This is a genomic window from Streptomyces sp. NPDC059002 (assembly GCF_042740435.1).
Taxonomy (GTDB): domain Bacteria; phylum Actinomycetota; class Actinomycetes; order Streptomycetales; family Streptomycetaceae; genus Streptomyces.
Genome location: NZ_JBHYJI010000059.1, coordinates 1 through 26,445 on the forward strand (window position 1 = coordinate 1; position 26,445 = coordinate 26,445).

The window sequence follows — 26,445 nt, forward strand, 5'->3', positions numbered from 1 at the left end:
GGGGCCACTGCTCAGCAGTGGCCCCGGCCCTCGTAACTTGTGCGGTGGTGCGCCGTGTTCGCCGTCAGGCGGACTTGCGGCTGTCCCGCGGATGCACCGCGATGTTCATGGCACCGGACCGGAGAACCGCCAGGCGCTCCTCCAGGACCTCCTCGAGCTCTTCCCGAGTACGGCGCTCCATGAGCATGTCCCAGTGCGTACGCGCAGGCTTCCCCTTCTTCTCCTCAGGTCCGTCCCCGTCTACCAGGAGTGCCTGGGCCCCGCAGACCTTGCACTCCCACTCCGGCGGGATCTCCGCCTCGACCGAGAACGGCATCTCGAAACGATGTCCGTTCTGGCATGCGTACTCCACGGCCTGGCGCGGGGCCAGGTCGATGCCGCGGTCGGTCTCGTAGCTTGTCACCACGAGGCGCGTGCCGCGAAGAGCTCGCTCACTCATGAATCGTGCCTCCCGGGCTTGTCGCCCACAGGACAGGTGTCGCTGTCGTCGTCATCCGGTCAACGTCCGGTCGGCGGTAAAGATTCCCGTTCAGGGTCATGCGTCGCCGTCGTATGCCGCCCCTTGTTGTACCCACCAGCGCCCGGTTTGTCACATCTGGCAGCAGATGTCACCCAGCGTTTCTGAATCTCCAGCTCGCAGTAACGGTCCGCCTGGCAGGCCAAACGCGTACACTACCGGCCTTTGCCTTCAGTTGCTAAATCCGGTCGGGTACGGGATTGCCCGCGTCGCGCACCGCACGCCGCACCGGCACCCTCAAAAGCAGGACGAAACCGAGCAAAAAGAACGCCACGAGCGACACAATCGCGTCCCGGTAGCTCCCCGTGACCTGATAGGTGAGGCCGAAGATCAACGGTCCGAGCCAGGCCATCCCGCGGTCGCTGATCTCGTACGCGGAGAAGTACTCGGCCTCCTTGCCGCGCGGCACCAGATGCGAGAAGAGCGAACGCGACAGCGCCTGCGTGCCGCCGAGGACCAGGCCGATCCCCGCGGCGAGCACGAAGAACCACGCGGGCGCGCCCGCGGGCAGGAAGTAACCGGCCCCGATCGTCACCGTCCAGGCCACGAGCGAGCCGAGGATGGTGCGCTTGGCGCCGTACGTCCTGGCCAGCCTGCCCATGGCGAGCGCCCCCGCCACCGCGAGCAGCTGCACGAGCAGGACCGCGACGATCAGCGTGGACTGGCCGAGCCCCAGCTCTTCGGAGCCGTAGACGGACGCCTGCGAGATCACCGTCTGGACGCCGTCGTTGTAGACGAGGTACGCCAGCAGGAACGCGAGCGTGTGGGGGTGGCGGCGCATGTCGCGCACCGTCGACCTCAGCTGCTGCCAGCCGCCCCCTGCCGGGGCGTCGGACGGCGCCGTGCGGCGTTCGCGCAGCCGCTTCAGGGGGACGAGCGTGAAGGCGCCCCACCACACGCCCGCCGAAGCCAGACAGATGCGTACGGCGGTCGCCTCCGAGACGCCGAAGGTGTCGTGCGCGAGGAACAGCACCAGATTCGCCACCAGGACGAGGGCGCCCGACGCGTAGCCGAAGGCCCAGCCGCGCGAGGAGACCGTGTCGCGCTCCTCCGGAGGGGCGATCTGCGGGAGATAGGAGTTGTAGAGCACCATCGAGACGGCGAGCGAGGCATTGGCGACGATCAGCAGGAAGCCGCCGAGGAGATAGCGGTCGCCGGACAGGAAGAACATGCCCGCCGTCGCGGCGGCGCCCAGATAGGCGGCCACGGCGAGCAGCGGCTTCTTGCGGCCCGTACGGTCGGCCGCCGCGGCCGCCATCGGCATCACGAAGACCGACACGAGCACCGACGCGGACACGGTGTACGCGAAGAAGGAACCGGCGCGGACCGGGATGCCCAGCGGGTGCACATAGCCGTCGGGGTCGGCGGCGGCCTTGGCGACCTCCGTGAGGTAGGGCCCCAGGAATACGGTCAGGACGCTCGTCGAATAGACCGAGCACGCCCAGTCGTAGAAGTACCAGCCCCGTTGCTCGTACCGTCGTTCGGCTGCCTCGTCGGCCGCCCCTGCCCGCACGGTGTCGGTACTCACCCGTGACCTCGCTGTTCCCCGTGGTGCGTCGCCGCCCTCGGGCGGTTCAGACCCAGGTCCCCCGGTCCTTCAGCACCTCGCGCAGCGTCTCGATGTGATCGGAAACTATGCCATCCACACCGAGGTCGAGGAGAGTTCTCATCCGCTCGGCGTCGTTGACGGTCCACACATGGACCTGCAGCCCGCGCGCGTGGGCCGCACGGACGAAGCGGTGGTCGACGACCCGGATCCCCGCGTGCGTCTCGGGCACCTGTGCGCAGACCGCGGAGCGGCGCAGCGCGGCGGGCACGCCGTACGACAGCAGGCGCAGCGCCGCCACGCCCCGGGTGCCCAGGGAGGTGGCGAGCCGCGGGCCCGCGAGGCGCTGGGCCCTGGCCACGCGCGCCTCGGAGAACGAGCCCACACAGACGCGGTCCCAGGCGCCGGTGCGGCGGAGCAGGTCGAGCAGCGGCAGGAGCGCGGGCTCCGCCTTCACGTCCACGTTCCAGCGCACACCGGGGAACGACTCCAGGAGCTCTTCGAAGAGGGGCACCGGCTCGCTGCCCGCCACGCGCGCGTGGCGCACCTCGCTCCACGGCAGGTCGATGATGCGTCCCGCCTTGTCCGTGACGCGGTCGAGCGTCGCGTCGTGGAAGGCGACGAGCCGGCCGTCGGCCGTGGCGTGCACATCGGTCTCGATGTAGCGGTAGCCGAGGTCGACGGCGCGGCGGAAGGCCGCGGCGGTGTTCTCCAGGCCGTCCGCCGCGCCGCCGCGGTGGGCGAGGGCGAGGGGACCCGGGTGATCGAGGTAGGGGTGGCGTACGCGGGTGGTCACCGCTGAAGTATCGCCTGCTCCGATGGACCGCCGGAGGCCACGACGGATCGCGCGGTGGGCGCGGGGGCGGCGAAGCGGCGCAGGAAGAACTGGGCGAGCGGGCCGATCGACAGCGCGTACAGGACCGTGCCCACGCCGACCGTGCCGCCGAGCAGGAAGCCCGTGACGACGACCGCCACCTCGATCGAGGTCCTGATCAGCCGGATGGAGCGGCTGGTGCGGCGGTGCAGACCCGTCATCAGGCCGTCCCGGGGGCCGGGCCCGAAGGCGGCCGTGATGTAGAGGCCGGTCGCCGCTCCGTTGAGCAGGACTCCCGCCACGAGCAGCGGAACGCGGACGGCGAGGGAGTGGGCGTCGGGCAGGAACGCCAGGGTGGCGTCCATCGCGAGCCCGCAGACGAAGACGTTCGAGACGGTGCCGAGCCCGGGGCGCTGCCGGAGCGGGATCCACAGCAGGAGCACCGCGGCGCCCACCACGATCGACACGGTGCCGATGGACAGTCCGGTCAGCTCGGACAGGCCCTGGTTGAGCACGTTCCACGGCTCGGGCCCGAGACCGGCCGCGACCATCAGCGCGGAACTCGCGCCGTACAGGGCGAGACCCGCGTACAGCTGGAGCAGTCGGCGCGTGAGGCGCGGCTGTGACGTCAGACGTCCTCTGAGACGTGCCGTGAGACGTGGCTTCGTGACGGACAAGGAATGCTCCCCCGTAGTGCTGGTGGCCCGATACATGACACCCTGTGGCTTGGAAGCAGGCCGCAACCATGGCCAATTCGGGGAAGGTGGACTGGGGATCATGGCTCAGTGGACTTCGGCAATGGGCTCGACCCAGCTCGCTCGGCTGCTCGCCTCCCAACAGGCGCGCCCCGGCGGCTCGGGGACCCGCCGTCCCCCTGCGTATCGCGCGCTCGCCGACGGCATCCGGCTGCTCGTCCTCGAAGGGCGCGTGCCCGTCGCCGCCAGGCTCCCCGCCGAGCGCGAGCTGGCCGTCGCGCTGGCCGTCAGCCGGACCACGGTGGCCGCCGCCTACGAGGCGCTGCGCACCGAAGGGTTCCTGGAGTCCCGCAGGGGAGCGGGCAGTTGGACCGCCGTCCCGGCCGGAAACCCGCTCCCCGCGCGCGGGCTCGAACCGCTGCCGCCCGAGGCGCTCGGCTCCATGATCGACCTCGGCTGCGCCGCGCTGCCCGCGCCCGAGCCCTGGCTCACCCGCGCCGTCCAGGGCGCCCTCGAAGCGCTGCCGCCGTACGCCCACACGCACGGCGACTACCCCGCGGGCCTGCCCGCCCTGCGCGAGATGCTCGCCGAGCGCTACACCGCGCGCGGGATCCCCACGATGCCCGAGCAGATCATGGTGACGACCGGCGCGATGGGCGCCATCGACGCGATCTGCCACCTCTTCGCGGGCCGCGGTGAACGCATCGCCGTCGAGTCGCCTTCGTACGCGAACATCCTCCAGCTGATGCGCGAGGCCGGTGCCCGTCTCGTGCCCGTCGCCATGGCCGAAGGGCTGCAGGGCTGGGACCTGGACCGCTGGCGGCAGGTGCTGCGGGACGCGGCGCCCCGGCTCGCGTACCTCGTCGCGGACTTCCACAACCCCACCGGCGCGCTCGCGGACGAGGACCAGCGCAGGCAGCTGGTCGAGGCGGCCCGTTCGGCGGGCACGGTGCTCGTCGTCGACGAGACGATGAGCGAGCTGGGGCTCGACCAGGACCTCGACATGCCGCGCCCCGTCTGCGGGTTCGACCCCGCGGGCTCCACCGTCATCACCGTCGGCTCGGCGAGCAAGGCCTTCTGGGCGGGCATGCGCATCGGCTGGGTGCGGGCCGCGCCCGATGTGATCCGCAGTCTCGTCGCGGCGCGCGCGTACGCCGATCTGGGCACGCCCGTCCTTGAACAGCTCGCCGTGAACTGGCTGCTCAACACCGGCGGTTGGCAGGCGGCCGTGGACATGCGCAGGGAGCAGGCGCGGGAGAACCGCGACGCGCTGGTCGCCGCGGTCCGCCGTGAGCTGCCCGGCTGGGAGTTCGAGGTGCCGCGCGGCGGGCTGACGCTGTGGGTGCGCACCGGGGGTCTCTCGGGGTCGCGGCTCGCCGAGGTGGGCGAGCGCGTGGGGGTGCGGGTTCCCTCAGGGCCGCGCTTCGGCGTGGACGGGGCCTTCGAGGGGTATGTGCGGCTGCCGTTCACCGTGGGCGGTGCGGTGGCCGACGAGGCGGCGGTGCGGCTCGCCGCGGCGGCCCGGCTCGTGGAGACGGGCGCCGGCGCGGGCGCGGAAGTCGCGCATCCGTTCGTCGCCTGACGCCCGTCGGGTGCCGGTTCAGCCCTCGGCGGGCACCGGCTCCGCCTGCTCCTGTTCCTGCTCGTGGGGCTGCGCCTGGTCGGCAGGGGTGATCCGCTCGGGCAGCAGCTCCATGACCGCCTGACGGTGTGCCTCGCTGGTCGCCTCGTCGTACGGATCCGGGGTCGCGGGCACTTGGAGGCGGTGCACCGGGCCCGTGCCGAGCCGGGCGTAGCCGCGGCCGGGCGGGACGTCCGTGGTGGGCGTCGTGTGCGGCGGCGCACCGAGGACCTCCGCCAGCTGGTCGGGCGTGGCGGGCCCGAGCACCACACGCGCGCGCGTGTGCTGGCGTACCGGATCACTCAGTACGTCCAGGCTGTCGAGCTGATCGGCCACGACCACTGTCACATTGGCCGCCCTGCCGTGCCGCAGGGGGACCTGCAGCAGCGACTGGGGGTCCTTGCGGCCGTCCGCGGCGGCCAGATGACCCAGCGCGCCCGGGCGGTCCAGGAGGATCCACAGGGGGCGCTTGGTGTCCTCCGGCGGCGGGTGGCCCGCCTGCCGGGCACGGTTGGCGGAGATGAGCCTGCGCTCGGTCTCGTGCGCCGCCCATTCGAGGCTCGCGAGGGCTCCGGCGAGCCCGCACTCGACGGCCAGGACGCCGTCGCGGCCGGTCAGGCACGCGTAGTCGCCGGTGCCGCTCCCTTCGACGACGAGGACGTCGCCGTACTGAAGGGCCTGCAGCGCGATGGAGCGCAGCAGCGTCGTCGTGCCGCTGCCGGGCTGGCCCGCGACGAGCAGATGGGGCTCGGTGGAGCGGATGCCGGTGCGCCACACGACGGGGGGCACGTCGCGCTGCTCGTCGCCGTCGGCCACCGGCAGGGTGCGCTGTACGCCGGTCCCGTCGGTGAAGCCGAGAACGGTCTCTCCGGGGGCGGTGACGAACCGCTGGGCGGCGATGTCCGTGGGCAGCGGGGGCAGCACGGTGACGGTGAGCTGGTTGCCCTCCTCGTCCCACTCGAAGTGGTACTCCCTGCCGCGGCCCGACTTGGCGTGCAGCAACTGCTCGATCCGCGCGCGGGACTCGGCCTCGCCGTCCGTGAAGTACGCCGGGTAGTGCACCACGAGGCGCGAGATCCGCCCCGTGTCGTCGAAGTCGTACGAGGTGAAGGCCTTGTCCCAGTCGCCGCCGTGCGCGAAGAGCGGGGCGGGGTCCTCGGGGACGGAGAAGTACGGGACGAGCGCTTCGTAGAGGGACTGCAGCCGCTGTGTCTGCGCCTCGTCGGGGCCGGTCGGCGCGGGGGCGGTGCGCTCGCGGCCGGTCCACGCGGCGGCCGCCATCAGGGAGATGACGGCGAGCAGCGGCCCGTAGGGGACGAGCGCCACGACCAGGATCACGGAGGCCACCAGGAACAGCAGCGGTCCGCGACGGTCCTTGGGGGTGTCGGCCCACTTGCGCCGCCCGGCGGCTGCCAGCCGGCGCAGTCCACGAGTGATCGTGATCAGCGGGTGGAGAACATCGGTGGCGCTGTCGGCGGCCGACCGAGCCAGCTCCCGGCTCCGGGCGATGGGTGCGGTGCCGTTGCTCAGAATGCGGGGGAGTGGGCGCCTGGCCACGTCTGTCTCCTGAAGGTGCGTACGAAAGGCAGGGGCGTCAGAACTTGATCCCGCCGAGGAGGCTCGCCAGGCTCGCGCCGCCGGCCTTGATGCTCGGGGCGATGGCGGTGCCCGCGAGGTAGAAGCCGAAGAGCGCGCAGACCAGCGCGTGGGATGCCTTGAGTCCGTCTTTTCGGAAGAAGAGGAAGACGATGATTCCGAGCAGCACGACGCCTGAGATGGACAGGATCATGAGGATTCTCCTGGTTGATGGGGACAGTCACCATGAGTTCTTCCAGGCTCACAGCATGTATCCATACGATAAAAGGTGCAAATGGGCGAATTTTCCGGAATTTCGCCCGAATGGCAGACCTCTGCTGGGCCGCCCGGGCGCGGGTCCGGGCGGTCTCCCGCACCCTTCGTGATCTTTGCCGCGGGAGGGGCGGGTCATGTGCCCGCGAGGGCAGTACCCTGTCGATTCACTCGTACGGCTGCAAAGGCAGCGCATCCCAGAAAGGCGGACGCCCCATGAGCGAAGCCCCCGACCCCGAGGTCGTGGAGCTGGCGACCAAGATCTTCGATCTGGCGCGCCAGGGCGATGCGGCGGCGCTCGCGGCCTACGTGGACGCGGGAGTGCCCGCGAACCTCACCAACGACAGCGGCGACTCGCTCGTGATGCTGGCGGCCTACCACGGGCACGCCGACGCGGTCCGGGCCCTCCTGGAGCGCGGCGGCGACGCCAACAGCGCCAACGACCGGGGCCAGACCCCGCTCGCCGGCGCGGTCTTCAAGGGTGAGGACGCCGTGGTCAGGGCTCTTCTCGACGGCGGCGCCGATCCGGCCGCGGGAATGCCGTCGGCGGTCGACACCGCCCGGATGTTCGGAAAGGCGGAGCTGCTGAAGCTGTTCGGGACCGCCTGAGCGGGGTACCTGACCAGCAACAACGGGGGCGCTGGAAATGTGGTCGCGGCGGACCTGACCGCCGGGTCATCATGACGACGTGATTTACGGACGCGACGGCGGGGCAGATGTTGCCGCACCGCGTGGACCGTGAGCGGCCCGCCCCCGGACCTCCCGTCCGGGAACCCCTGGGCCACCGACGAGAGGCAGAGGAAGATGGTCTTCGACAAGCAAGAGACGGCGGGCGGCCCGACGTGTTGGCGCACGGCCAGGTAATGCGTGATTCCCGGTTGCGTCGACGCTTGATGTGAGGCTGTTTCCCATGTTCGATCCGGTCATAGCGCCCAGCGGTACGCTGCTCGGCCTGTTGCAGCGGGGCCGCGGCGACGGCACGCTGCACGCACTCACCGCACCACGCCCCGAGGCGTTGGCAGCCCTCGACCAGTGCGTGCTGAGCGACCCACGCCACGACTGGCAGGTGGAGAACCGCTCCCTGTACTACGCCAGGCTCTACCTCGACCTGGACGGCGGGCTCGGCGCGATCGAGCGGCACCTCTTCGATGCCGAGGACGTCCTGGACACGGACGACTCGCGCACCGGACTCGCCCTCGCGGTCCTCGGGCACCTCGCCTCCTACGGCAGGCACGACGCCCTCGAACTGCTCAGGCGGTACGCGGCCTACGGCACCAACTGGGCGTGGGCCCTCGACGAGCTGGCGCTGCGGGACGACGACGCGGGCCTGCGCGCCCTCGCCGCCCCCGTGCTCGCCCGATTCCCCGCGGACCCCGAGGGCGAGGCCGAACTGGCCACGGCCGTCCGCGACGCCTACGAACCCAGGCCCTGGCGGCTCTGGGAGGAGGATCCCCGGGCCGATATCGGCGCCCGCGTGCGCGCCGCGCGGGAACAGGGCTCCTTCGACCGCTGGCAGCGCCAGATGCGGCCGTCGGGACCGCGCCCCGGATGGAGCGTCCAGGCCGTCTTCGACTGGGCGCAGGAGGGGCTCGAACGCGGCGTCGTGCTGCATGTGCCCGCCGCCCGCTGCCTGACCGCGGTCGCCGGACCCGACGACCGCGCCGAGATCGTCGAAGCCGCCCGCAACGGCTCCGACGCGGCGCGCGGCACGGCCCTTCGCTACCTCGCCGACGCGCACGACCCCGACGTCCTCGACCTCATCGAGCACGCCGCGGAGAGCCCGTCACAGGTCGTCGTGGACGCCGCGACCGAAGCCTTCGAACGGATGCGGGGCACCGCCGCCGTCGAACGCGCGCGGCGCTGGGCCTACCGCCCCGACGCCCTTGGCGCGGCCGCCGGACGCGTGCTCGCCTGCCGGGGCGACGCCCAGGACGACAAGCTGGTCCTTGCCGCCCTGCGCGAAGCGGTCCGCGGCGAGGGCCCCGACGCGCCCACGCTGTGGACGCTCGTCGACGGCGCGGGGCGGCTCGGCATCGCCTGCGCGGCACCCGTGCTGCGGCACGTCTACCGCGAGACCGCCTCCTCCCACCTCCGTGGCCGCGCCGCCCGCGCGCTCGCCGCCACCGACCCCTCCTTCGCCGCCGGCTTCGCCGTCGAGTGCCTCTGGGACTGCGAGGAGACCACCCGCGAAGTCGCCGCACGGCACGCGGAGACCGGTGACGCCCGCGTCGTCACCCAGCTCAGAAGGCTCGCCGCCGACCCCGCCGAAGAGGACGAGGTACAGACCGCGGTGCGCAGCAGAATCGGGCCCGACGCGCCCGCGCTGTAGCCCGGCAGGGGCCCGGGACACCGCCCCCTCGTGCCGCGCCCGCCCCGCGACGGGCGCGGAGGGGAACGCTCATGGGACGTTCCCCGCCAGGAAAGATCCACGTTGACGCGGCCACGCCCCGCACGACGACAACACCGGTATGCGAGTCAACACCGGTATGCGTGTCGTCATCGTCACCGAATCCTTCCCTCCCGATGTCAACGGCGTGGCGCACTGCGCCCTGCAGACCGCGCGGCAGCTCGCCGCCCGCGGTCACCACCCGCTCGTCGTCGCCCCGGCCACCGCGGCCGGGGACCGGGCCGACGCCTGGGCGCCGTGCCCCGTCGTCTGGGTCCCCTCCGTTCCGCTGCCCGGCTATCCGCAGGTCAGGGTGGCCCTGCCGAGCCGCAGGGTGGCCGCGGCGCTGGTCGAACACCGGGCCCAAGTGGTCCATCTGGCCAGCCCGTTCGTCCTCGGCGCGCGCGGCATGGCGGCCGCGGGACGCCTCGGGATTCCCGCCGTCGCCGTCTACCAGACGGATCTGGGCGGCTACGCACGGGCGTACGTGGGCCTGGGCGAGTCCACCGCCTGGCGGCGCATCCGCGGTGTCCACACGGCCGCCGACCGCACCCTCGCCCCCTCCACCGCCGCGCTGCGCGCCCTGACGGCGCACGGCGTGCCACGGGTGCGGCTGTGGCCGCGGGGCGTCGACACCGTCCGCTTCCGGCCCGCCCTGCGCGACGAGGCGCTGCGGCGCGCGCTGGCCCCGGACGGCGAGCTGATCGTCGGATACGTGGGGCGCGTCGCTCCGGAGAAGCGGGTCGAACTCCTGGCCGGGGTGTGTGCCCTGGAAGGCGTACGCGTGGTCGTCGTCGGCGACGGGCCGAGCGAGGGCGCGGTACGGGCGGCGCTCCCCGGAGCCCGGCTCCTCGGGCGCCGCACCGGCGACGAACTCGCCCGGATCTTCGCCTCGTTGGACCTCTTCGTGCACACCGGACCCCTTGAGACGTTCTGCCAGACGGTCCAGGAGGCCATGGCGAGCGGCGTGCCGGTGATCGCGCCCGCGGCGGGCGGACCGCTGGACCTCGTCGTGCCCGGCAGGACCGGTGTCCTGGTGCCGCCGGGCGACGCGGCCGCGGTGCGCGACGCCGTATGGTCCCTGGCCGCCGACCCCGGCCTGCGGGCCGCGTACGGGGCGGCGGGACGGGCGGCCGTCGCGGGACGCACCTGGGAGGCGGTGGGGGAGCAGCTCGTCGGGCACTACGAAGAGGTGCTCGCGGCGCGGACGGTGGTGGCGGCGTGAGCGGGCTCGCGCGTGGCGGGGTGGGGGTACCGAGGGCGTCGGGGGTGTCGGCGGCGGCGCTGCGGATCGTGCGGATCGCGAACTTCGTGACGCCGTCGTCCGGTGGGCTGCGCACCGCTCTGCGGGAGCTGGGGCGCGGCTACCTCGCGGCCGGGCACGAGCCCGTGCTCATCGTGCCCGGTGAGCGGGGAGCGGTCCACGACAGCGAGCAGGGGCGGATCCTGACCGTGCCGGGCCCGCTGCTGCCCGGCACCGGCGGCTACCGCGTCCTGACCGACCGCCGCAGGGTGGCCCGGCTCCTGGAGCGCCTCGCCCCGGACCGCATCGAGGTCTCCGACCGGACCACGCTGCGCTGGACCGGGGCGTGGGCCAGGCGGGCCCGGATCCCGGCCGTGATGGTCTCCCACGAGACGGCGGACGGCGTCCTCGGCACCTGGGGCCTGCCGCCCGCCGCGGCCCGGCGCGCCGCCGACGCGCTCAACTCCCGTACCGCGCACGCGTACTCGCGGGTGGTGTGCACCACGCACTGGGCCGAGCGCGAGTTCCTGCGCATCGGGGCCCGCAACGTCGTACGCGCCCCGCTCGGTGTCGACCTCGCGGGCCGTCACCCCGGCCTGTACGACCCAGGGGTGCGGGCCCGGCACGCGCGCGTGGACGAGGTGCTGCTGGTGCTGTGCTCACGCCTGTCCGTGGAGAAGCGGCCGGGGGTGGCCCTCGACGCGCTGGAGGACCTGCGCGCGAGCGGGCTGCGGGCGGTGCTCGTCGTCGCGGGCGAAGGGCCGCTCCGGAGTCGCCTCGAACGGCGGGCGCGGGAGCGGCGGTTGCCGGTGACCTTCCTCGGTCATGTCGCGGACCGTGCGGAACTCGGTGCGCTGCAGGCCGCGGCGGACGTCTGCCTGGCCCCCGGTCCGTGCGAGACGTTCGGGCTCGCGGCCCTGGAGTCCCTGGCGTGCGGCACGCCCGTGGTGGCCAGTGCCTCGTCCGCGCTGCCGGAGATCGTCGGCGCGGCCGGAGCCGCGGCGCTCGACACGGGGGAGGGGTTCGCGCTCGCGGTCCGTGCGGTCCTCGCGCGGCAGGAGCGGGCGCGGCGCGCGGCGGCACGCGCGCGTGCGGAGCGTTTCGGCTGGGACGCGGCTGTCGCGGCGTTTCTCGCGGCGCACGAGGCGGGGGCGCTGGGTTCCGTACGGGGAGTGGTGTCCAGGAGGGGTTCCCATGTGGGGAGTTGACGACCTGCCCCGGCAGGAGCAGGAGCAGGAGCAGGAGCAGGAGCAAGGGCAGCGGCAGGGGCAGGGGCCGGGGGGCGTGTCCGGTGACGCGCTGCGGTTCGTCGCGCTGGGCGATTCGCTCACCGAAGGCGTGGGCGACCCCGTCGACGGGGTGTGGCGCGGATGGGCGGCCCTGCTCGCCGAGGGGATCGCGTCGGCCGAGCGGGACGTGGAACTCCACAACCTCGCCGTCAGCGGCGCCCAGACCGCGGACGTGCTGCTGCGGCAGACGCCCGCGGCACTCGCCCTGCGGCCCGACATCGTGTCCGTCGTGATCGGCGTCAACGACACACTGCGCCGTACGTTCGACATCCACGCCGTGGCCGCCCGCCTTGACGAGGTCTACGGGGCCTTTGCCGCCCACGACGCCGTCCTTCTCACGGCCTGTCTGCCCGACCCGGGCACGATGCTCGGCCTGCCCGGCGCCCTGGCCCGGCCGCTGGCCCGCAGACAGGGCGCGGTCAACGCCGTCGTGCACGCACTGTCCGAGCGGCACGGCGCCGTCCATCTGCACGCCGCAGAGGGCGACTTGGCCGCCGACAGGACCCTGTGGAGCGCGGACCGGCTGCACCCCGGCGAGCGCGGGCACCGCGTCTTCGCGGCGGGATTCCACGCGCTCCTCGCGGCCCGGGGGCTCACGCTGGGCAGGGAGCCCGCGCGCGAGGCCGAACTGCCTCCTCCTACGCGTTCCGCGAGCCTGTGGTGGCTGGCCACCGCGGGCACCGGATGGGTGGCGCGCCGGTGCACCGACCTGCTGCCCCAGCTGCTCGCCCTCGCGGCCGAGGAGGTGCGGCACCAGGCGCGGGGCACCAGCGTCCGGCTCGACCGGAGCGCCTCCCACGCGGTGGCGGCCGCGCTGGCCGCGCTGTGAGCCGTGCGGGGCGGCTGCCCGCCGGTCAGCGGCGTGCGGCCGTCACGAAACGCACGGGCGTGCCCGGTACCGCCTGGGCCGCGGCGGCGAGGTCCGTCTCCCGGACGACCGCCACCACCGGGTAGCCCCCGGTGGTCGGATGGTCGGCCAGGAACACCACGGGCCTGCCGTCCGGCGGCACCTGGACGGCGCCGAGCACCATGCCCTCGCTGGGCAGTTCACCCTGGAGCGCACGCTCCAGCGCGAGGCCTTCGGTGCGCAGCCCGATGCGGTTGCTCGCCGAGGACACCCGGTACGCGCGCGTGGTGAGCGTCCGTAGCGCCTCCGGGGTGAACCAGTCGGCGCGCGGTCCCGGCGCCACCCGCAGCACCAGCTCCCGGGGCGGCGCGGGGTGCGGGACGGTGTCCACGCGCGTGTGCGTGCCGCTCGGGCTGCCCAGGGGCAGTACGGTCCCGTCCGCGAGCGGGGGCGGGCCGAGGCCGGAGAGCAGATCGGTGGAGCGGCTGCCGAGCACCGGGTCGACCGCCACACCACCGTCGAACGCGACATAGCAACGTACTCCGGAGAGAGCGGTTCCGACGTCCAGGAGCGCGCCCGCGGGTATGCGCACCGGTGCTCCCCAGGGTGCGGGGCGGCCGTCCACGGTCACCGGGCAGGGCGCGCCGCCGACCGCCACGGTCACAGGACGACGCGGGCGCAGGGAGCAGCCGTTGAGGGTGGTCTCCAGGACGGCGGCGCCTGGCGGGTTGCCGACCAGGCGGTTGACGAGGCGCGCCGCGGGCTGGTCGAGGGCACCGGAACGGGGCACCCCGAGATGGGCGTGCCCGGGGCGCCCGCCGTCCTGCACGGTGGTCAGCGCCCCGGCCCGCACGACGGCGAAGGCACGGTCGGTCATCGCGCCTCCGCCACGAAGCGGACGCGGACACCGGGCGAGAGGAGCGCGGCGGGCACGCGCGCGTGGTCCCACAGCACGGCGTCCGTCGAGCCGATCAGCTGCCAGCCGCCGGGCGACGCACGCGGATAGACGCCCGTGTACGGACCGGCGAGCGCGACGCTGCCCGCGGGGACGGACGTGCGCGGCGTGGCCCGGCGCGGCACTTCGTGGCCGTCCGGCAGCCCGGTGAGATACCCGAAGCCGGGTGCGAACCCGCAGAAGGCGACGCGGTATTCGGCCGCCGAGTGGATCCGCGCGACCTCGGCCTCGGCGACGCCCCAGTGCGCGGCGACCTCGGCGAGGTCCGGGCCGTCGTAGCGCACCGCGATCTCCAGGGCGGCCTCCGCGCGCGCGGGCAGCGGCGGGATCTCCCAGCCGGGCAGCTGCGCGCCCACGCGTGCGGCGTCGTCGAGGCCGTCGAGGAGCACCGTGCGGGCCGCGGGGACGATCTCGCGTACGCGCAGGGAGCCCGTGGCGCGGCGGCGCAGCAGTTCGGCGTGGAGCGCCTGGGCCTCGGCGCCGTCGGCCAGTTCGACGAGCAGGGCCCGGTCGCCGACCGGCAGGGCCCTCATGCGAAGGCCGCCACGCGCACGCCCGCCGACTCCAGTTCGGCCCGCACCCGGCGGGCCAGATCCACCGCCCCCGGGGTGTCGCCGTGCAGGCACAGCGACCGCGCGCGGACCGCGATCTCGTGGCCGCCGTGCGAGGTGACGACGCCGGTGCGGGCCATGCCGACGGACCGTTCGACGACGGTGTCCGCCGCGGTGATGACGGCCCCTTCGGTGCCGCGCGGGACCAACGTGCCCTCTTCGGTGTAGGCGCGGTCCGCGAACGCCTCGGTGACGGAGGGGAGTCCGGCCTTGTCCGCGGCCTCCAGGAGGCGCGATCCCGGCAGCCCGAGGACGGGCAGTGAGGCGTCCGCGAGCAGTACGCCGTCGACGACCGCGCGGGCCTGGTCCTCGTCGTGGACGACGCGGTTGTAGAGCGCGCCGTGCGGCTTGACGTACGACACGCGCGTGCCCGCCGCGCGCGCGAAGACCTCCAAGGCGCCGATCTGGTAGGCCACTTCGGCCGCGAGTTCGGCGGCTGGCACGTCCATCGCCCGCCGCCCGAAGCCCGCCAGGTCGCGGTAGGAGACCTGTGCGCCGATCCGCACGCCGCGCTCGGCGGCGCGGTCGCACACCCGCCGCATGGTGACCGCGTCCCCGGCGTGGAATCCGCAGGCCACATTGGCGCTGGTGACGACGGAGAGCAGCTCCTCGTCGTCGGTGAGGCGCCAGCGGCCGAAGCCTTCGCCGAGGTCGGCATTGAGGTCGATCGAGGCTGTGGTGTCGGCAGAGGCCGTGCTCATCTACGTAGGTCTCCTGTGGTTCTTGTCGCTCGGCGCACTGGGGTCAGGCCACGCGGTACTGCTCGTCCCGGGCGTCGGTGACGAACATCCGGCCCGGCGCGTGCGTGATCGCGAAGGGCGGCCGGGAGGCCATGACGGCCGCCTGCGGGGTCACTCCGCACGCCCAGAACACCGGGATGTCGTCCGGTTCCGCGGTCACCGGGTCGCCGAAGTCGGGGCGGTCGAGATCCTCGATGCCGAGCGCCCCGGGATCGCCGCAGTGCACCGGGCTGCCGTGCACCGCGGGCATCAGGGAACTCTCCTTGATGGCCTCGGCGAGGTGCCGGGGCGGGACGGGGCGCATCGATACCACCATGGGGCCGCGCAGCCGCCCCGCAGGGCGGCACGGGCGGGCCGTCACGTACATCGAGACGTTGCGGTTCTGCTCGATGTGGCGCAGCGGGACACCGGACGACGCGAGCGCCGACTCGAAGGTGAAGCTGCAGCCGATGAGGAACGACACCAGGTCGTCGCGCCAGTGCTCGACGACGTCCGTGGGCTCGTCGGTCAGCTCGCCGTGCTCCCACACGCGGTAGCGCGGCAGATCCGTACGGAGATCGGCGTCCGGCGCGAGCGGGGTGCTCCAGGACCCCGCGTCCGTGACGTCGAGCACCGGGCAGGGCTTCGGGTTGCGCTGGCAGAACAGGAGCATCTCGTACGCCCAGTCGGCAGGGACGGCGATGAGATTGGCCTGGGCGAAGCCCCGCGCCCAGCCCGCGGTGGGGCTCGTCTCGCCCGAACGGAACGCCGCGCGGGCCTGTTTGGGGTCCTGGATCACAGCAGTTCCCTCCCGCGCGTCTCGGGCAGGCCGAACAGGGCGATGACGGCGAGGCCGTAACCGACCGCTCCGAAGACCAGCGCTCCGCCCACGCCCCAGCTGTCGGCCAGGAAGCCCACCATGGTCGGGAAGACGGCGCCGACCGCGCGGCCGGTGTTGTACGTGAAGCCCTGCCCCGTGCCGCGCACCGCGGCCGGATACAGCTCGCTGAGGAAGGAACCGAAGCCGCTGAAGATCGCCGACATGCAGAAGCCGAGCGGGAAACCGAGCACAAGGAGAAGGCTGTTGGCCCCGTCGGGGATGTTCGTGTAGGCGAGGATGCTGGCCGCGGAGAGGAACGCGAAGAGTGCGATGTTGCGCTTGCGGCCGAGCTTGTCGGTGAGATAGCCGCCGGTCAGATAGCCGAGGAAGGCACCGGAGATCAGGAAGGCGAGATAGCCGCCGGTCCCCACGACCGTCAGGCCGCGCTCGCTCTTGAGGTAGGTGGGCACCCAGGTGGCCAGCGTGTAGTAGCCGCCCTGCACACCGGTGGACAGGAGCACGGCGAAGAACGTGACGCGCAGCAGGCCGGGCCGGAAGATGGCCGTGAACGACCCCTTGTCCGCGCTCTTCTGCCGCTCGGCCGCCGCCTCCGGGGCGTCGTGGACGTTGCGGCGCACATAGATCACGAGGAGGGCGGGCAGCGCGCCGGTCCAGAACATCACGCGCCAGGCGATGTCGTCGTCCAGGAACTGGAACACCAGGGTGTAGACGACCGCCGCGAGACCCCAGCCGACGGCCCAGGAGCTCTGGATCGCACCGAGGGTGCGGCCGCGGTTCTTGGCGGTGGCGTACTCCGCGACGAGGATCGCGCCGACCGCCCACTCGCCGCCGAAACCGAGCCCCTGGAGGGCGCGGAAAACCAGCAGCGTCTCGTAGTTGGGCGCGAAGCCGCAGGCGACGGTGAAGACGGCGTACGTGACGACCGTGATCATCAGCGCCTTCACGCGGCCGATCCGGTCGGCGACCACTCCGGCGATGGCGCCGCCGACCGCGGAGACGACCAGGGTGACCGTGGTGAACAGGCCGGTCTGGCCGCTGTCGAGGCCGAAGTACGCGGCCAGCGCGACCATGCTCAGGGGCAGCGTGAAGTAGTCGTAGGAGTCGAGGGCATAGCCCCCGAAGGCGCCGGCGAAGGCGCGTCGGCCGCGCGGTCCGAGGGCGCGCAGCCAGCCGAACGCCCCGCTGTCGTCGGGGGGTTCGCCCTTGTCGAGGCGTATGTCGGCCGGTGCTGCCTGGGGCGGTGGGGTCGTGCTCATGGGCACCTCACAGGGAGGGGACGGAGGGTGCTGGAGCGTGCAGGGAGAGCGTTGGTACGCGGTGCGGAGGAGCACTGGTGCGTGGTGCGGGGAGTGCCGGCTGCGGAGCCGTGCCCGACAAGGTAGAGGATCGTTGAACGATCCTTCAATACCCATGTTGTTTCGTTCCCGTATCTGCGATTGAATCCGGGCATGGCTGACGGGATGGCTGCAGTGAGCGGACTGGCCGACGACCGTGCGCTTCTCGGGCGCACCAGCACTGCCGAGCGCGTCTCGGACATCCTCAGGACCCGCATCGCCGAGGGTTTCTTCCCACCCGGCACCCGGCTCTCCGAGGACAGCATCGGCGGGGCGCTCGGCGTCTCGCGCAACACACTGCGAGAGGCGTTCCGGCTGCTCACGCACGAGCGGCTCCTGGAGCACCAGCTCAATCGGGGCGTCTTCGTGCGGGTCCTCGCGATCGAGGACGTCGAGGACATCTACCGCACCCGGCGCCTCGTGGAGTGCGCGGTCGTCCGGGGTCTCGGTGAGCCGCCGTTCGCCCTCGACGGGGTGGCGGGCGCCGTCGCGGACGGCCTGCGCGCCGCAGGCGACAAGGAGTGGCGGGGCGTCTCCACCGCCAACATCCACTTCCACCGGGAACTCGTCGCGCTCGCCGGAAGCGCCCGCACGGATGAACTGATGCGCAGCGTCTTCGCCGAACTGCGCCTCGCCTTCCACGTGGTGGACGATCCGCGCAGCCTGCACGAGCCCTACCTCGAACGCAACCAGCAGGTCCTGGACACCCTGCGGGCGGGCGACGCCGCACGGGCCGAGCTGCTGCTCGCCGCCTATCTCGACGACTCGCTCGCGGGCCTGGTCGAGGTGTACGGACGGCGCGTCGGCGCGGGCGGCTGACCCGGTCGCTTCTGCGCCGTTTCGACCGTTGTCAGACCGAGGACCTAGTCTGTGCACCGTGACTTCGCCTGCCGTTACGGACACCGCTCCGCCCCAGCTCAGCGCGGGGCCGCGGCCCGCTCTGGGCCCGGCCGCCGACGAGGGCCTGGCGCGCCGCCTGCGCGCCCTCGCCTGCACGGCTCCGCTGCACGACCTCGACGTGCGCAAGGCCAACCTCGCCGGTGAGTACTCGGTGTACGCGATGGCCGAGGTGGCCCTGTCCGCCATCGACCTCGTCACGCTCAACATGGACTTCGACACCGGCGCCGATCATGAGCAGATCGTCGCCAGGCTGCTCCCGCGCGTCGCGGCCCAGGCCCCGCAGCGCCCCGCCGCCGAGCACGAGCGCGTGGCCCGCTGGGTCCTGGAGAACCTGATCAACGTCGGCAGCGTCGACCGCGGCTTCCGCGCGGTGTACGGCACGTTCGCCCCCGACGGCACCTATGTCCGCAGGGACTACGACTTCAAGCTCCTCGAAGAAGTCCCCGGGTACGGCGGCAGCGTCTACCTGCGGACCACCGACGAGGCGGTCAACGTCCTGGTGGGCGCCCTCGACACCGACGTCACCAGCGCCCAGATCGCCGCCGAGGTGAAGCTGGAGGTGCTGATCAGCCGCGGCAGGCTGGCCGACGCCCAGCTCGCCGCCGAGCAGGCGCGCTACCGCACCGTGCAGTACTCGGAGACCCTGCGCAAGGCCCTCGACGCCACCCGGCGCAACGTCCGCGCGGTGGACTGGCTCCAGGCCGTCCCCGACATGATCGCCGAGGCCCTCGACCACGTAGCCGACCGCTACCGCCACGAGAACGCGATCCTGACCAACATCCGCAAGGCGCGTGACGAGTCCGAGGACCCCGAGCAGAAGCGGCGCGCCGCCGAGCTGGTCGACATCGTCAAGGACTGCATCCGCCGCCACACACAGCTCCAGTCCCGCCTCCTGGAGGCGGGCCCCCTGTTCCGCGCCGAGCAGGACCGGCAGGCCTTCGCGGCGCCCACCGCGCGCACGGGCCTGGATCTGTACGGTCAGCTCGTCGCGCCGATCCTGCCGCTCCCCGCCGAGCAGGCGATCCGCGTGACGGATGCTTTCTTCGCGCGCGGCACCGGACTGCGCACCCCCGTGTCCGTACGGGTCGGCGACCTCGTCGACATACTGCTGACGCCGCCCATGGAGCGCGAGCACCTCGGCGCCGAGATGCCCGAGCCCGAGCTGATCGCCACGCCGGACGACAGCCGCTTCAGCGAGGAGCAGCTCGCGAGCGCCATGCAGCTGCTCGACCTGCCCGCCGACGCGCCGCGCCGTCTGTCCGGACTGCTCGCCGAAGCCCGCCTGCGCGACCCCGAACTGCCCTACCTCGTCGCCCTGTTGGCGGTGCACGCCGCAAGCCCGCCGGTCGGCACCGCCTACCGCCAGGGCGAGGAGAAGCTGCTCTTCGCCGTGGACGACGGCACCGACCTCGACGACCAGGAGTTCGGCGGCGCCGACCTCATCGTCGGCACGGCCCTCCTGGATGCCGCCGGAATGGCCGCCGACCGGACGGAGGCCGCCTGATGCCCACCGGACCGCACCCCAGGACGCCGGGCGCCCCCGGGGACGTACGACCGATTCACCGCCGCAAGGAGCACACGCCGTGACCGACCACCCCGCAGAGCACGCCGCGTGGGGCGAGCCGGAGTCCACGACGGCACCCGCCGCCACCGCGCCCGTCACCCCGGCCGACGCCGCCGACGCGGCCCGGCTCGTCGCCTTCGGCCTGCAGCCCAAGCTCCAGCCCGCCCGCGACCAGGAGTACGGCGAACTGCTCCGCCGCTACCGCGAGGACCCGCCCTTCGCGCGGCTCGCCGACGCCGTCGCCGCCGGGCTCGGGCTCGTCGTCCTGGAGGTGTCCCCGCGCGCGGGCATGGCCGTGACCGCCGCCGAGGACTCCGTCTTCGCCGTCCGCATGGGCGACTACGCCCGCCGCGCCGCGACCGACTCCACCGACCGCTTCCTGCACGGCCTCGCGCACCTCGCCGTCGCCGCCATGGCCTTCCCGCGCCCCGAGGACCTCGCCGACGACGGGTACATCGGCCGCGTCACGGTCAACGGGGTCGACGCGTTCGTGCGCCAGGCCTGCCACCGCCTGGAGGAGCGCGCCGAGGAGCAGGGCGAGAACACCGACCCGGCCACCGACGCACCCGGCCTCGAAGCCGCCTGGCGGATCTGGGCGCGGCGCAGCTCCACCGGCGCCACCAAGGACGCCCGCCGCCTCGCGGGATCGACCACCGGCATCGTCGGCAAGGCCGTCGCGTTCCTCACCGACTCCGGGTTCCTGCAGCGCACCGGGGACGACTCCGGGGGCACGTACCGCACCACGGCCCGCTATCAGCTCCAGGTCCGCGACATGGCGGGCGGCGCGGCCATGGCCGAGCTGCTCGAACTCGGCGTCGTGCCGGTCACGGACGGCTCGGCGACGCTGCTGCCCCCCGAAGACCCCGACGACCTGGAGCTGGCGGCCGACGCGGGCCTGCCCTTCCACTCCTGACGCCCCCACCGTCTGAACTTCCTGCCGTTCCGCCCGACTTACGACGAGAGTCCGCCGCCATGTACGAGCTGTCCCGGGTCCGCCTCTACTCCATCGGTCCGGCCGGTGCGCGCTACGCCGACACCGTGCTCGACCTGCGCGGCGTGGGCACGGAGGTGCCCGACCCCGCGCCCACCCAGGCGGAGTTCTTCGAGGACGAGCCGGTGGGGCCGCCGCGCCGCCCCGCACCCGCGGGCGTGCTCTTCCTGGAGAACGGCGGCGGCAAGTCCGTCCTCCTCAAGCTGATCTTCTCGGTGATGCTGCCGGGCCACCGCAACACCCTGGGCGGCGCGAGCTCCGGAGTGCTGCGCAAGTTCCTGCTCGCCGACGACTGCGGGCACGTCGCCCTGGAGTGGCAGCACACCCTCACCGGCGAGTGCGTGGTCGTCGGCAAGGTCAGTGAGTGGCGCGGGCGGCAGGTCTCCAACGACCCGCGGAAGTTCGCCGAGGCCTGGTACTCCTTCCGGCCCGGACCCGGTATGAGCCTGGACTCGCTGCCGGTTGCCGAGTCCACCGCCGTACGGCCCTCCGTGGAAGGCGCGTCGGGCGCGCAGGGGCGGCGGCGCACCATGAAGGGGTTCCGCGACGCCCTGACCGACGCGGTCAAGGCGTACCCCCACCTCGAAGTGCACTGGGAAGAGATCCACGACCGCTGGAACGAACACCTGGGCGACCTGGGCCTCGACCCCGAACTCTTCCGCTACCAGCGGGAGATGAACGCCGATGAAGGTGAAGCCGCCGGTCTCTTCGCGGTCAAGAAGGACTCCGACTTCACCGACCTGCTGCTGCGCGCCGTCACGGACACGCGCGACACGGACGGCCTCGCCGACCTCGTCCACGGCTTCGGCAACAAGCTGGGCCGCCGCGCCGAGCTCATCGCCGAGCGGGACTTCACCGCGGGCTCCGTCGATCTGCTCGGCCGGATCGTCGACGGCGCCGAGACCCGGGCACGCGCGCGTGACGTGCACGCGGGCGCCGAGCGGCGCACCCGCACCCTGGCCCGCAGACTCTCCGCCCGCGGCACCGAGGAGCGGGGCCGCGCCGCCGCACTCGCCGAGCAGGTCACCGCCGCCGCGCACACCGTCACCGCCGCCGAGCAGGCCCGCGGCACCAGCGCGCTGATCTCCGCCGAACTGGCCTACCGGCACGCCTCCTTGGCGCTCACCGTCGCTGAGAAGGCCGCCGCGGCCCAGCGCCGCGAACTCGTCGAGGCACGCACCCTGCACTCCGCCTGGCAGGCCGCCGAGGCCGTCCTGCGGCACCGCGCCGCCGCCGACCGCTCCGCGCGCGTGGCCGCCGCGATCCGCGAGGCCGAGCGAGACGCGGCCCCCGCGCTCGCCGCCCGCGCCAAGGCCGCCTCCGACCTGGTCCGCGCCCTGCACACTGCCGCCGAAGGCGCCGAGAACCTCGCCAACGAAGAGGAGGAGCGCTCCGCGGCCCTCCAGGAGACCGGCGAGGCCGCGCACCGCGACGCCACCGCCGCCGCCACCGAGGCCCAGCGCGCCCGCAGCGAGGCCGGCCACCTGCGCCAGCGCCTGACCGAGGTCGAGCAGGAGACCGCGGAAGCCGTGCGCGCGGGCTGGCTCGACGACACCGCTCCCGACGCCGACCCGGCCCGCGCCGCGCTCGCCGCGAGCGACGCGGAGAAGACCACGGTCGCCGCCTGGGACACCGCCCGCGAGGCCGCCCGCCGGGCCACCGAGCACGCCAAGGAGGCGGCAGGGGCCGAGGCGCGCGCCGAGCTGACCGCGGCCCGCGCGTCGGACGCGGCGACCGCAGCGGAAGCCGCGCACGACGCGGAGCACCGCGCCGCGGAGTCCATCGCCCAGGACGAGCGGCTCGCCGAACTGCTCGGCCTGCCGGGCGGCGAGCAGGACGGCGCGGTGCCCCAGCCCCGGCAGGGCGCGCCTGCGGCGCGTCAAGGCACCCTCTCCGTAGCGGAGTTGGAACGCTCCGCCGACGACCTGCGGGCCCTGCTCGACGACGGGGTCGCCGCCGCCGAGCGGAGCCTGTTCGACCTGCGCACCGCGGCCGCCGACGACTCCCGCATCCTGGGCGCACTCGGCGACGGCGGGCTCCTGCCGCCGGGCCCCGACGTCCTCGCCACCGTCGAGTTCCTCGGCGAGCACGGCATCCCCGCGCTGCCCGGCTGGCGCTATCTGGCCCAGGCCGTCGACCCCGCCGACCACGCGCGCGTACTCGCCGCCCGGCCCGAGCTCGTCGACGGCGTGGTCATCACCGACCCCGACACGCACGCCCGCGCCCGCGACGCCCTCGCCGACGCCGCCCTGCTGCCCCGCTCCGCCGTGGCCGTGGGCACCGCGGCCGCCCTGCTCGCCCCGACGCCGGGCGAACAGACGGCCGACAGCGGTACTTTCGGTGTATTCCTCGTACCGCCGAACCCGGCCATGCACGACGAGCACGCCGCCGACGAGGAGCGGCAGGCGCTGCGCGCGCGGGCCGCCCAGCGGGACGAGGAGATCCGGGCGCTCGCCGTCCGCCTCGCCAAGGACCGTGAGCTCGCCGCACGCCTCGCCTCCTGGCGCTCGGGCTGCCCGAGCGGCCGCCTCGCGGAGCTCGCCACCGCGGCCGAGGAGGCCCGCGCCTTCGCCGAAGAGGCCGAATCCGAGCTCGCCGAGTGCCGCACGGCACGCGCAGAGGCCGACGACGCCGCGGGCGAGGCGGTACGCGTGCGTGACGAGCGGCAGGAGGCCGCCCAGCGCGCCCGGCGCTCCGCCGACGCCCTCGCCGGACTCGCCTTCCGGCTCCGTGAGCGGGCCGGCTGGCAGGTCAAGCTGCGTGAACTGGCCGACGACGCCGTCGAGTCGGAGTCCCGCGCCCAGACCTGCCTGGACCGCGCCCGCGCCGCCGACGAGGACCGCCGCGCCGCCCAGCGCGCCGCTGACGACGCCCGCCGCACCGCGCGTGCGCTGCGCGCCGAGCGCGCCGAGATCGCGGGTGCCCCCGAGGACGTGCCGGAGGATGCGGCGGCGCCCAAGACGTCGCTGCCCGCCCTGCGCGAGGCCTATCGCGCGGCGTCGCAGCTCTACGAGAAGGTCGGCGTCGGCGCCGACCTCCGCGCCGAGCAGGCCCGCGCCGAGAGCGACGAGAGTGCCGCCCTCGCCGAACTGGACCGGCTCAGCAACAAGGTCCGTACCCGCGCGGCGCTGCTCCTCGAAGGCCCCGACGGCTCCGACGGCCCGTCCCGGCAGGCCGCCGCCGCGCGCGCGGAGGCCCAGGTCCAGCTGATCGAGGCCCGCTCCGCCACCGCGAGCGAGCAGCTCGGCCGGCTGCGCGGCGAGGCCGAGCGGCACGCCCCCGAGGACGGCGAGGCGCACACCGAACTCCCCGAGGACCTCGTCCCCACCGACGCCGAGCAGGCCCAGGCCCTGCTGCGCACCGCCACCGGTGAACTGGCCGCGCACACCGAGGCGTTGAGCCGCGCCAAGGAGGCGCACGCCGCGCTCCTGCACACCCACCGCGCCACCGAGGACGCGGCCGGTGGCTTCGACGAGACCGCGGCGCTGCTGCGGGACCTCCTGCGCGAGCACCAGGGCGAGGAGGCCGACGAGGCCGTCGAGCCGTTCCCCGGCACCCTCGAAGAGGCCCGTCAGTCCGCCGCGGAGGCCCGCCGCTCCCTGCGCGGCTGCGCCGCCGACCTGTCCGCCGCCGAGTCCGCGGTCCGCGAGGCCAGCGACATCCTCGTACGCCATGCGAACGCGACCCGGTACGAGCAGGTGCGCACCCCCGCCCGCCAGCAGATCCGCGAGCTGCCCGCGTCCGCGCTGCCCGAGCACGCCAAGAAGTGGGCGGATGCCTTCGCGCCCCGGCTCCGGGTCCTGACCGACGAGTTGGAGCAGCTGGAGCGCAACCGCGACAGCATCGTCGACCGGCTGCGCGGCCTCGTCGAGTCCGCGCTCGCCACCCTGCGCTCCGCCCAGCGCCTGTCCCGGCTGCCGGAGGGCCTGGGGGAGTGGTCGGGCCAGGAGTTCCTGCGCGTCCGCTTCGAGGAGCCCGATCAGGCGACGCTCGTCGAGCGGCTCGGCGAGGTCGTCGACGAGGCCACCCGCGCGGCCGTCAAGAAGAACTCCGACATGCGCAGGGACGGAATGTCCCTGCTGCTGCGCGGCGTTCAGGCCGCCCTCGAGCCGCGCGGCATCGCCGTGGAGATCCTCAAGCCGGACGCCGTGCTGCGCGCCGAGCGCGTCCCCGTCGGACAGATGGGCGACGTGTTCTCGGGTGGTCAGCTGCTCACCGCGGCCATCGCCCTGTACTGCACGATGGCCGCGCTGCGCAGCAACGACCGCGGCAGGGACAAGCACCGGCACGCGGGCACGCTCTTCCTGGACAATCCCATCGGCCGCGCCAACGCGACGTACCTCCTGGAGCTCCAGCGGGCCGTCTCGGACGCGCTCGGTGTGCAGCTGCTCTACACGACCGGCCTGTTCGACACGACGGCACTCGCGGAGTTCCCGCTCGTCATCCGGTTGCGCAATGACGCGGACCTGCGCGCGGGACTGAAGTACATCAGCGTCGAGGAGCACCTGCGCCCCGGCCTGCCGCAGCAGGACCCGGACGGCGAGACGGTGCACGGGGAGATCACGGCGACACGGATGTACAAGCGGCCCGCGCCCACCGCCTAGGCCAGCCGTTTGGTGAGCCAGTCGTGGAAGAGACCGATGTGGTGCTCGGTCGGCACCAGCACCCCGCCCGCGCGGTAGGCGCGTGACGCCATCGCGGGCTGGGTGCGCTCGCAGGCCGCGAAGTCCTGGGCGTTGACCCGGTGGAAGAGCTCCACGGACTTCGACAGATCGGTCCCGGACGCCACGACGTCGCGCGCGTACAGCCAGTCGCACTCGACGACCGTGCGGTCCTCGGCCAGCGGGAACATGCGGTGCAGGATCACATGGTCGGGGACGAGGTTGATGAACACGGTCGGCTTGACGGTGATCGCGTAGTAGCGGCGGTCCTGGTCCTCCGTGACCTCGGGCAGGCGGTCGAATCCGGTGCTGCCGTCGACGGTGAAGCCGCCGACCTCGTCGCCGAACGCGGCGCCGTGCCCGACGTAGTACTGCGCGGCGAAGCCGTCCGCGAACTCCGGCAGGACATCGGTCAGTTCGGGGTGGATGGTCGCGCAGTGGTAACACTCCATGAAGTTCTCGACGATCAGCTTCCAGTTGGCGTGTACGTCGTAGGTGACGCGCTTGCCGAGTGCGAGCCGCTCGGTGCCGTACCGCTCGATGGACGCCGCGTCCCCGAGACGTTCGACCGCTGCGCCGACGACGGTCTCCTCGAAGGAGGGCGGTTCGTCGGCCAGGCACACCCAGGCGTAGCCGAGCCACTCCCGCAGGGCGACCTTCACCAGGCCGTACGCGGTGCGGTCCACGTCCGGCATCTTCACCAGGTTCGGCGCGGCGATCAGCTTGCCGTCCAGGTCGTACGTCCAGGCGTGGTAAGGGCATTGGAGGGCGCGGCGGACCTGCCCCGACTCCTCGGTGCACAGACGGGCGCCGCGATGGCGGCAGACGTTCAGGAAGGCGTGCAACCCGCCGGTGCGCGAGCGGGTGATGAGGACGCTCTCCCTGCCGATCGTCACGGTGCGGAACGCGCCGGGCCCCGCCAGGTCGGCGGAGCGCACCGCGCAGCACCACAGCGCTTCGAAGACGTGCTCCTGCTCCTGCCGGAAGATCTCGGGGTCGGTGTAGTAGCGGCCGGGCAGAGTCGCGATGAGACTCGTCGGGACCGGGGTCGTCGTCACGGTCG

At 73.5% G+C, this 26,445-nt stretch carries 22 protein-coding genes; 10 read left to right on the plus strand and 12 right to left on the minus strand.

The features are described from left to right. Nucleotides 1-64 precede the first annotated feature (64 nt). The 4 genes from ACFWZ2_RS35080 to ACFWZ2_RS35095 form a co-directional block, all read right to left on the minus strand. Complete coding sequence (locus ACFWZ2_RS35080) at nucleotides 65-439, minus strand: RNA polymerase-binding protein RbpA (RefSeq protein ID WP_030360404.1); 375 nt, start codon at nucleotides 437-439, stop codon at nucleotides 65-67. A 256-nt stretch (nucleotides 440-695) separates the two neighbouring features. Continuing rightward, a complete protein-coding gene (locus ACFWZ2_RS35085; RefSeq protein WP_384552738.1) occupies nucleotides 696-2,045 on the minus strand; it encodes an MFS transporter in 1,350 nt (449 codons plus the stop codon). A 46-nt stretch (nucleotides 2,046-2,091) separates the two neighbouring features. Further along, nucleotides 2,092-2,859, minus strand: coding sequence for a glycerophosphodiester phosphodiesterase (locus ACFWZ2_RS35090; RefSeq protein ID WP_384552740.1), 768 nt, complete (start codon nucleotides 2,857-2,859; stop codon nucleotides 2,092-2,094). Then, a complete protein-coding gene (locus tag ACFWZ2_RS35095; protein ID WP_384552742.1) occupies nucleotides 2,856-3,590 on the minus strand; it encodes a YitT family protein in 735 nt (244 codons plus the stop codon). The genes ACFWZ2_RS35090 and ACFWZ2_RS35095 overlap by 4 nt, the downstream gene beginning before the upstream one ends. Nucleotides 3,591-3,654: 64 nt before the next feature. Between ACFWZ2_RS35095 and ACFWZ2_RS35100 the strand changes: the two genes are divergently transcribed. Then, complete coding sequence (locus ACFWZ2_RS35100) at nucleotides 3,655-5,154, plus strand: PLP-dependent aminotransferase family protein (RefSeq protein WP_384552743.1); 1,500 nt, start codon at nucleotides 3,655-3,657, stop codon at nucleotides 5,152-5,154. A gap of 18 nt (nucleotides 5,155-5,172) precedes the next feature. Here the strand turns inward: ACFWZ2_RS35100 and ACFWZ2_RS35105 are convergent, their stop codons facing one another. Then, on the minus strand, nucleotides 5,173-6,750 hold the full coding sequence (locus ACFWZ2_RS35105) for a hypothetical protein (protein ID WP_384552745.1): 1,578 nt from the start codon (nucleotides 6,748-6,750) through the stop codon (nucleotides 5,173-5,175). A 37-nt stretch (nucleotides 6,751-6,787) separates the two neighbouring features. Further along, complete coding sequence (locus ACFWZ2_RS35110) at nucleotides 6,788-6,982, minus strand: hypothetical protein (RefSeq protein WP_018534760.1); 195 nt, start codon at nucleotides 6,980-6,982, stop codon at nucleotides 6,788-6,790. 275 nt (nucleotides 6,983-7,257) lie between these two features. Here ACFWZ2_RS35110 and ACFWZ2_RS35115 point away from each other — a divergent pair, with 275 nt between their 5' ends. The 5 genes from ACFWZ2_RS35115 to ACFWZ2_RS35135 all read left to right on the plus strand — a co-directional run bounded on the left by ACFWZ2_RS35115 (nucleotide 7,258) and on the right by ACFWZ2_RS35135 (nucleotide 12,788). After that, nucleotides 7,258-7,650, plus strand: coding sequence for an ankyrin repeat domain-containing protein (locus tag ACFWZ2_RS35115; protein ID WP_384552747.1), 393 nt, complete (start codon nucleotides 7,258-7,260; stop codon nucleotides 7,648-7,650). A gap of 301 nt (nucleotides 7,651-7,951) precedes the next feature. Beyond that, on the plus strand, nucleotides 7,952-9,370 hold the full coding sequence (locus tag ACFWZ2_RS35120; protein ID WP_384552749.1) for a HEAT repeat domain-containing protein: 1,419 nt from the start codon (nucleotides 7,952-7,954) through the stop codon (nucleotides 9,368-9,370). A gap of 157 nt (nucleotides 9,371-9,527) precedes the next feature. Beyond that, nucleotides 9,528-10,652, plus strand: a complete 1,125-nt coding sequence (locus tag ACFWZ2_RS35125) for a glycosyltransferase family 4 protein (protein WP_384552815.1) — start codon at nucleotides 9,528-9,530, stop codon at nucleotides 10,650-10,652. Continuing rightward, complete coding sequence (locus ACFWZ2_RS35130) at nucleotides 10,649-11,878, plus strand: glycosyltransferase (RefSeq protein WP_384552751.1); 1,230 nt, start codon at nucleotides 10,649-10,651, stop codon at nucleotides 11,876-11,878. Before ACFWZ2_RS35125 ends, ACFWZ2_RS35130 begins: the two co-directional genes overlap by 4 nt. Next, nucleotides 11,865-12,788 (plus strand): SGNH/GDSL hydrolase family protein, encoded by a 924-nt coding sequence (locus ACFWZ2_RS35135; RefSeq protein ID WP_384552753.1) that lies wholly within the window; start codon nucleotides 11,865-11,867, stop codon nucleotides 12,786-12,788. Before ACFWZ2_RS35130 ends, ACFWZ2_RS35135 begins: the two co-directional genes overlap by 14 nt. A gap of 25 nt (nucleotides 12,789-12,813) precedes the next feature. Here the strand turns inward: ACFWZ2_RS35135 and ACFWZ2_RS35140 are convergent, their stop codons facing one another. Genes ACFWZ2_RS35140 through ACFWZ2_RS35160 form a run of 5 tightly spaced genes read right to left on the minus strand, consistent with a single transcriptional unit; the run spans nucleotide 12,814 to nucleotide 17,188 of the window. Then, nucleotides 12,814-13,683, minus strand: a complete 870-nt coding sequence (locus tag ACFWZ2_RS35140) for a biotin-dependent carboxyltransferase family protein (protein ID WP_384552755.1) — start codon at nucleotides 13,681-13,683, stop codon at nucleotides 12,814-12,816. Beyond that, a complete protein-coding gene (locus ACFWZ2_RS35145) occupies nucleotides 13,680-14,294 on the minus strand; it encodes an allophanate hydrolase subunit 1 (protein WP_384552757.1) in 615 nt (204 codons plus the stop codon). The genes ACFWZ2_RS35140 and ACFWZ2_RS35145 overlap by 4 nt, the downstream gene beginning before the upstream one ends. Continuing rightward, nucleotides 14,291-15,073: a LamB/YcsF family protein gene (locus ACFWZ2_RS35150; RefSeq protein ID WP_384552759.1), complete on the minus strand. Its 783-nt coding sequence runs from the start codon at nucleotides 15,071-15,073 to the stop codon at nucleotides 14,291-14,293. Before ACFWZ2_RS35150 ends, ACFWZ2_RS35145 begins: the two co-directional genes overlap by 4 nt. 43 nt (nucleotides 15,074-15,116) lie before the next feature. Beyond that, the gene (locus ACFWZ2_RS35155) at nucleotides 15,117-15,890 is read right to left on the minus strand and encodes a putative hydro-lyase (protein ID WP_384552761.1); all 774 of its coding nucleotides are present in this window, start codon (nucleotides 15,888-15,890) and stop codon (nucleotides 15,117-15,119) included. After that, nucleotides 15,887-17,188 carry an MFS transporter gene (locus tag ACFWZ2_RS35160; RefSeq protein ID WP_384552763.1) on the minus strand — a complete coding sequence of 434 codons (1,302 nt, stop codon included), beginning with the start codon at nucleotides 17,186-17,188 and terminating at the stop codon, nucleotides 15,887-15,889. Before ACFWZ2_RS35160 ends, ACFWZ2_RS35155 begins: the two co-directional genes overlap by 4 nt. Nucleotides 17,189-17,380: 192 nt before the next feature. Between ACFWZ2_RS35160 and ACFWZ2_RS35165 the strand changes: the two genes are divergently transcribed. The 4 genes from ACFWZ2_RS35165 (at nucleotide 17,381) to ACFWZ2_RS35180 (ending at nucleotide 25,325) form a co-directional block, all read left to right on the plus strand. Next, nucleotides 17,381-18,085, plus strand: a complete 705-nt coding sequence (locus tag ACFWZ2_RS35165; protein WP_384552765.1) for a GntR family transcriptional regulator — start codon at nucleotides 17,381-17,383, stop codon at nucleotides 18,083-18,085. A gap of 58 nt (nucleotides 18,086-18,143) precedes the next feature. After that, on the plus strand, nucleotides 18,144-19,670 hold the full coding sequence (locus ACFWZ2_RS35170; protein ID WP_384552767.1) for a hypothetical protein: 1,527 nt from the start codon (nucleotides 18,144-18,146) through the stop codon (nucleotides 19,668-19,670). A gap of 79 nt (nucleotides 19,671-19,749) precedes the next feature. Then, nucleotides 19,750-20,643, plus strand: coding sequence for a hypothetical protein (locus ACFWZ2_RS35175; RefSeq protein WP_384552769.1), 894 nt, complete (start codon nucleotides 19,750-19,752; stop codon nucleotides 20,641-20,643). Between the two features lie 59 nt (nucleotides 20,644-20,702). Then, nucleotides 20,703-25,325, plus strand: a complete 4,623-nt coding sequence (locus tag ACFWZ2_RS35180) for a hypothetical protein (protein ID WP_384552771.1) — start codon at nucleotides 20,703-20,705, stop codon at nucleotides 25,323-25,325. Here the strand turns inward: ACFWZ2_RS35180 and ACFWZ2_RS35185 are convergent. Next, nucleotides 25,322-26,440: an aromatic ring-hydroxylating dioxygenase subunit alpha gene (locus ACFWZ2_RS35185; RefSeq protein ID WP_384552773.1), complete on the minus strand. Its 1,119-nt coding sequence runs from the start codon at nucleotides 26,438-26,440 to the stop codon at nucleotides 25,322-25,324. The two genes, ACFWZ2_RS35180 and ACFWZ2_RS35185, sit on opposite strands and share 4 nt — an antisense overlap. Between the last annotated feature and the right edge of the window lie 5 nt (nucleotides 26,441-26,445).

What these genes read in the sequence shown, in the direction of transcription:
- ACFWZ2_RS35110 (WP_018534760.1), bottom strand. Translation starts at nt 6,982, where the DNA reads ATGATCCTGTCCATCTCAGGCGTCGTGCTGCTCGGAATCATCGTCTTC.
- ACFWZ2_RS35165 (WP_384552765.1), top strand. Translation starts at nt 17,381, where the DNA reads ATGGCTGACGGGATGGCTGCAGTGAGCGGACTGGCCGACGACCGTGCG.
- ACFWZ2_RS35115 (WP_384552747.1), top strand. Translation starts at nt 7,258, where the DNA reads ATGAGCGAAGCCCCCGACCCCGAGGTCGTGGAGCTGGCGACCAAGATC.
- ACFWZ2_RS35160 (WP_384552763.1), bottom strand. Translation starts at nt 17,188, where the DNA reads ATGAGCACGACCCCACCGCCCCAGGCAGCACCGGCCGACATACGCCTC.
- ACFWZ2_RS35140 (WP_384552755.1), bottom strand. Translation starts at nt 13,683, where the DNA reads ATGACCGACCGTGCCTTCGCCGTCGTGCGGGCCGGGGCGCTGACCACC.
- ACFWZ2_RS35095 (WP_384552742.1), bottom strand. Translation starts at nt 3,590, where the DNA reads ATGTATCGGGCCACCAGCACTACGGGGGAGCATTCCTTGTCCGTCACG.
- ACFWZ2_RS35100 (WP_384552743.1), top strand. Translation starts at nt 3,655, where the DNA reads ATGGCTCAGTGGACTTCGGCAATGGGCTCGACCCAGCTCGCTCGGCTG.
- ACFWZ2_RS35080 (WP_030360404.1), bottom strand. Translation starts at nt 439, where the DNA reads ATGAGTGAGCGAGCTCTTCGCGGCACGCGCCTCGTGGTGACAAGCTAC.
- ACFWZ2_RS35180 (WP_384552771.1), top strand. Translation starts at nt 20,703, where the DNA reads ATGTACGAGCTGTCCCGGGTCCGCCTCTACTCCATCGGTCCGGCCGGT.
- ACFWZ2_RS35125 (WP_384552815.1), top strand. Translation starts at nt 9,528, where the DNA reads ATGCGTGTCGTCATCGTCACCGAATCCTTCCCTCCCGATGTCAACGGC.
- ACFWZ2_RS35150 (WP_384552759.1), bottom strand. Translation starts at nt 15,073, where the DNA reads ATGAGCACGGCCTCTGCCGACACCACAGCCTCGATCGACCTCAATGCC.
- ACFWZ2_RS35145 (WP_384552757.1), bottom strand. Translation starts at nt 14,294, where the DNA reads ATGAGGGCCCTGCCGGTCGGCGACCGGGCCCTGCTCGTCGAACTGGCC.
- ACFWZ2_RS35120 (WP_384552749.1), top strand. Translation starts at nt 7,952, where the DNA reads ATGTTCGATCCGGTCATAGCGCCCAGCGGTACGCTGCTCGGCCTGTTG.
- ACFWZ2_RS35135 (WP_384552753.1), top strand. Translation starts at nt 11,865, where the DNA reads ATGTGGGGAGTTGACGACCTGCCCCGGCAGGAGCAGGAGCAGGAGCAG.